General features: G+C 45.3%; 6 protein-coding genes. 4 read left to right on the top strand and 2 right to left on the bottom strand.

The window, feature by feature from the left end:
- The first annotated feature begins 18 nt into the window (after nucleotides 1–18).
- Nucleotides 19–375, top strand: coding sequence for an HAD family hydrolase (locus ACHBID_RS11005; RefSeq protein ID WP_394732349.1), 357 nt, complete (start codon nucleotides 19–21; stop codon nucleotides 373–375).
- Nucleotides 376–407: 32 nt separating this feature from the next.
- On the opposite strand, the gene ACHBID_RS11000 is transcribed toward ACHBID_RS11005, so the two are convergent.
- Nucleotides 408–593 carry a hypothetical protein gene (locus ACHBID_RS11000; RefSeq protein ID WP_105110949.1) on the bottom strand — a complete coding sequence of 62 codons (186 nt, stop codon included), beginning with the start codon at nucleotides 591–593 and terminating at the stop codon, nucleotides 408–410.
- 60 nt (nucleotides 594–653) lie between these two features.
- Nucleotides 654–1,661: a lactonase family protein gene (locus ACHBID_RS10995; RefSeq protein ID WP_394732348.1), complete on the bottom strand. Its 1,008-nt coding sequence runs from the start codon at nucleotides 1,659–1,661 to the stop codon at nucleotides 654–656.
- Between the two features lie 134 nt (nucleotides 1,662–1,795).
- On the opposite strand from ACHBID_RS10995, the gene ACHBID_RS10990 reads away from it, so the two are divergent.
- Genes ACHBID_RS10990 through budA form a run of 3 tightly spaced genes read left to right on the top strand, consistent with a single transcriptional unit; the run spans nucleotide 1,796 to nucleotide 4,910 of the window.
- Nucleotides 1,796–2,971: an AI-2E family transporter gene (locus ACHBID_RS10990; RefSeq protein ID WP_105110947.1), complete on the top strand. Its 1,176-nt coding sequence runs from the start codon at nucleotides 1,796–1,798 to the stop codon at nucleotides 2,969–2,971.
- Entirely contained in the window at nucleotides 2,961–4,190 is a 1,230-nt protein-coding gene (locus ACHBID_RS10985) for a tetratricopeptide repeat protein (RefSeq protein ID WP_105161096.1), read from the top strand. Before ACHBID_RS10990 ends, ACHBID_RS10985 begins: the two co-directional genes overlap by 11 nt.
- 3 nt (nucleotides 4,191–4,193) lie before the next feature.
- The gene (gene budA, locus ACHBID_RS10980; RefSeq protein WP_105161097.1) at nucleotides 4,194–4,910 is read left to right on the top strand and encodes an acetolactate decarboxylase; all 717 of its coding nucleotides are present in this window, start codon (nucleotides 4,194–4,196) and stop codon (nucleotides 4,908–4,910) included.
- The last annotated feature ends 199 nt before the right edge of the window (nucleotides 4,911–5,109 follow it).

The following is a 5,109-nucleotide window of genomic DNA, read 5'->3' as shown; positions in this document are numbered from 1 at the left end:
AATTAAAAGGACTTAGTCCTGTCCAATACAGAACTAAATCCTTTCAATAATTATTTGTCCAATTTTTTGGGGTCAGTTCAAATTGAGTCTTATTTTCAACTCATCATCCTCTCTGAAGAGGTTGGGCTATCTAAACCAGATACAACTATTTTCACACTTGCCTTGCAAAAAGTAAACATCCCTGCAGATAGAGTTGTCTATGTTGGTGATAGGTATGATAATGATATTCTACCTGCTAAATCTTTGGGAATGTGGACTGTACGAATACTGACAGGTTTTGGGAAGCATGCCAGTGAAAATGAAAAATTGAAGAGTGATTGGGTAATTCCTTCATTGCAGGAGATAACAAATATGTTTGAACAAACAAAAAACTAGACTGAACATTCTCAGCCTAGTTTTTACATGTATTAGAACAAGCCTTTAACTTTATCTAAAAGACCGTTAACGCCTTCAGAACCTGACAACAAGCCTTTTGCTTGCTCCAAGTATTCGCCGAAGTTGTCTTTGTTTTCTTCTATGAATTGTTTTGCACCGTCAAAGTCTTTGTTGGCAATCAAGTCTTTTACTTCGTTAAACAAATCTACTGGATTCATAATCTCACCTCCTATTTGTCTATTAAACCAAAAATAGAGCGATTTCACAATTATTTTGAATTATGGATGAAAGGTCACGCAGACAGCTTCTGGAACCAGGAAATCATAGGATAGTTCTGTTAATCGACCTGTCTCTTCATCACGGGCAAAGACAGTCGCATTGTCAGAGTCTTGGTGGACTGCAACCAGGAATTTTTCATCTGGGCTGAGGGCAAAATCACGTGGTGTTTTGCCATTAGTTGGGACAATTTCGACTAGCTCAAGGCTGGCATCACCCAAGGTCTTGTAGACAGCAATGGAGTCGTGACCGCGGTTAGAACCGTAGACAAATTTCCCGTCCCTACTGATGCGAATAGCAGCTGTGCCATTGAAACCAGTGTGGTCAGCTGGCAGGGTCGAGATGGTCTGCATGTGTTCAAATTGACCAAGACCGTCGTAAATCAAAACTTCAATGGTCGAATTGAGTTCGCAAATCAGATAGGCAATTTTTGCGTGGTGGTGGAAGACAATGTGCCGTGGTCCTGCCCCAGGAGCAGAAGAATAGCTACCTACTTGTTCCAATTTACCTTGGTCAGATACCTTGTAGCTGATGACCTGGTCCGTTCCCAAATCGCAGGTTACCAATAACTTATCTGGTGTCAAATCCGCAAAGTGAACATGAGGAGATGCTTGGTTTTCATGAGGACCAGACCCTTCATGTTGCGCCTGGTCTGCCAGTTCCAGAGAACCGTCTTCTAAACGTTTGTAGACCAAGACCTGTCCCTTATGGTAATTGGCACCATAGACCAAATTGCGCTCTTCGTCAAATGCAACATAACAATGGGGAGCCCCTTCTTCAACGACATGGTTGAGTGGTTGGAAATCAGCTGTAAAGGCAGCAATCCCTCCCTGACCGTTTTCTGCGCCAACGGAGTAAAGTCGTCCCTCTGCATCGAAAGCAATGTAAGTTGGGTTTGGCTCTTCAGCGACCAATTCTAATTGAGCCAGTGAGCCAGTTTCAGGATTGAAGTTAGCCTTATAAATCCCTTTTGAGTCTCTTTTGGTGTAGGTTCCGAAATAAATGTTCATTTGTTTCTCCTTATCTAGTGATTGTTTAAATTATACCACAATTCTGCATGAAAAAATTTCTTGGACATGATTTCCAGCATAAATTTTCGGCATTTACATGGTACAATAGTAGAAAAAGGAAAGGTAGAAATGAGATGGACGAGAAAGATCAAAAGTTTAGTGTGACCTGGTTTTTTAGATGGTTTATTAACAATCAGGCGGTGACTTTTTTCCTAGTGACCCTGCTGATTAGTCTGACCATTCTTGTATTTTCTAAGATTAGTTTTTTGTTAAAACCGATAGGTAGTTTTGTGGAGATTATTCTCTTGCCTATGCTGTTGACAGGCTTGCTTTATTATCTCCTAAATCCCATTGTGGATTGGTTGGAGAAGAGGAAGGTTTCCAGAACGATTGGTATTTCCATTGTTTTTGTTCTGATTGGACTGCTTTTAGTTTGGGGCTTGGCAGTAGCAATTCCAAATATCCAGGAACAGGTAGTTTCATTTGTGCAAAATCTGCCTGCAAACATTCAAAAGCTAGAGCTACAGTTAACCTCCTTGTTGCAGGATAAGCGGTTTGAACAATTCCGACCGACGGCCCTTCAGGCGATCAATCAGGTCAATGATCAGATTATTTCCTTTGCTCAGCGATTTTCATCCAGCGCGGTCAACTGGGCTAGTCATTTGATTTCAACGGCATCGCAGATTATTGTGGCGGTCTTGATTATGCCCTTTATCCTCTTTTATCTCCTGCGAGATGGTAAGGGGCTCAATGCTTATATCACCCAATACTTGCCGACCAAGTGGCGGGCGCCCATTGGAACCGTTTTGTCGGATGTCAATAGCCAGCTGTCCAACTATGTGCGCGGTCAGGTGACGGTGGCCATGATTGTGGCTCTCATGTTTTCCATCATGTTCTCCATCATTGGTCTCAGCTATCCTGTGACCCTGGGGATTTTGGCTGGTTTTCTCAATCTAATCCCTTATCTGGGTTCCTTCTTGGCTATGATTCCGGCTGTCATTTTGGGCTTGATTGCAGGTCCCTTCATGCTGGTCAAGGTCTTGATTGTCTTTATGATTGAGCAAACCATTGAAGGTCGATTTGTGACGCCTTTGATCATCGGTTCTTCCTTGAACATCCACCCTATTACCATTCTCTTTGTCCTTTTGACTTCAGGGCAGATGTTTGGGGTGCTGGGCGTTCTTTTGGGAATTCCTATCTATGCCTCTATCAAGGTCTTGGTCAAGGCAGCCTTTGAATGGTACAAGGTTTATAGCGAATTATACGAAGAAGATACAATAGAGAGTTTAGAAGCGAATAATGAACAATAGTGAAAAGATGCTGGCTTGTTTGGACCAGCAGGATTTGGATAAAGCCAATAAATATTTCAAGCGGGCCTTGGTCCGGGACGATGAAGAGACGCTCTTGGCCCTGGCTGCCTACCTGGAGTCCATTGGATTTCTCCCCCAGGCGGCGGAGATTTATGGGAAATTGCAGAGTCAATACCCAGAAGTGGCTATCAATTTGGCTCAGATTGCCTTTGAAGATGGCTTGGTCGAAGAGGCTTTTGGTTATCTGGAGGCCATTTCTGAGCGCCACCCTGCCTACTTAGAGGCACTCTTGGTCAAGGCAGATTTGTACCAGGCAGAGGGCCTATCGGATGTAGCCCGTGAAAAATTGCTGGAGGCTAGTCACCTGTCGGATGAGCCCATTATCACTTTTGGACTAGCTGAGTTGGACATGGAATTGGAAAATTTCAAGGAAGCTGTTTCCCTCTACGCCCAGCTGGACAATCGGGAAATCTACGAATTGACTGGGGTGTCGACCTATCAGCGGATTGGTCTAGCCTATGCTAGTCTGGGCAAGTTCGAGGCGGCTGTCGAATTTCTGGAAAAGGCTGTGGAGCTGGAATATGATGACCAGACGGTTTTTGAGTTGGCAGCTCTGCTATTTGAACAAGAAGAATACCAGAAGGCTAATCTCTACTTTAAGCAGCTAGATACCATCAATCCTGACTTTGAGGGCTATGAGTACGCCTATGGGCAGTCTCTCCATGCGGAACACCAGTTGGAGGCGGCTCTGGCCATGACCCAGCAAGGCCTGGCCAAAAATGACTTTGATGCCAATCTGCTCCTGCAGGCTTCCCAGTATGCCTATGAATTGCATGATGAGGCGGCGGCAGAGGACTTCCTGCTGCGGGCCCGGGAGGTCATTGATGATGAGAATGAAGTGGCCTTGCGCTTGACCAATCTTTATTTGGAGCAGGAGCGCTATGAGGAAGTATTGCCATTCTTGACCGATGACTTGGACAATGTCCTGGCCCGTTGGAATATTGCCAAGGCCAATATGTCTTTGGAAGAAGTGGAGCAGGCTTTGGCTATCTTTGATGACTTGGTTGCAGATTTGGCAGACAATCCAGAATTTTTGGCGGATTATGTGGAGGCTTTACGGCTTATGGGGCGGGCTGAGGATGCGCGTGTCCAGGCTGGTCGGTATTTGAGCCTGGTGCCAGATGATTTGGCCATGCAAGAATTTTTGAATGAAGAGTAGGATATGCAAGTAAATCGATTATTTCAATACAATACCTTAGGGGCTCTCATGGCTGGTCTTTACGGTGGTTCCTTGACGGTCGGTGAGCTCTTGGAACACGGTGATTTGGGGCTGGGGACCTTGGACTCTATCGACGGAGAATTGATTGTACTAGATGGCAAGGCCTATCAGGCCAAGGGAGCAGGGGATAAGCCGCAAGTGGTGGAGGTTCCTGCTGATATGAAGGTACCCTATGCAGCGGTTATTTTCCACGAAGCTGAGGTCATTTTCAAGCAGCGCTTTGAGATGACCAGTGAGGAGCTGCAGGCAAGAATTGAGTCCTATTATGACGGGGAGAATCTTTTCCGTTCGATTAAGATTAAGGGGACCTTTTCTCGCATGCACGTCCGCATGATTCCCAAGTCAGCCTCCAGCGTTCGGTTTGCGGAGGTGGCCAGCCACCAGCCTGAATACACGGCTGAGGATATTTCGGGCACCATTGTAGGTATCTGGACACCGGAAATTTTCCACGGCGTCAGCGTAGCGGGTTACCACCTGCACTTTATCTCAGATGATTTGACCTTTGGCGGCCACGTTATGGACTATGTTATCGCCCAGGGCAATGTGGAAGTGGGGGCAGTCGATCAGCTGGACCAACGCTTCCCAATCCAAGACCGCCAGTACCTCTTTGCGAAATTTAATGCCAAGGAAGTGCGAGAGGATATAGAGAAGGCGGAGTGACGTTTCTAAATGAGAATAAGAAGGAAAGAATTCGACTTACAGGTGGAATTCTTTTTTCGTGCGATAGGTACAGTGGTGTGAGAGGAGCTAGTGATGATTCTCCTAATTTTACACAAACTTTAGTAACCGCCCAATAACAAAGTATATTGAAAAGGCTCCAAAGTCCTATCGACTCTGGAACCTTTTTCTATTTACATGC

This window comes from Streptococcus sp. A25, from assembly GCF_043674095.1.
Lineage (GTDB): Bacteria > Bacillota > Bacilli > Lactobacillales > Streptococcaceae > Streptococcus > Streptococcus suis_V.
The sequence above is the reverse complement of the archived record's forward strand: the minus strand, read 5'-3'. Positions and strand labels throughout refer to the sequence as shown.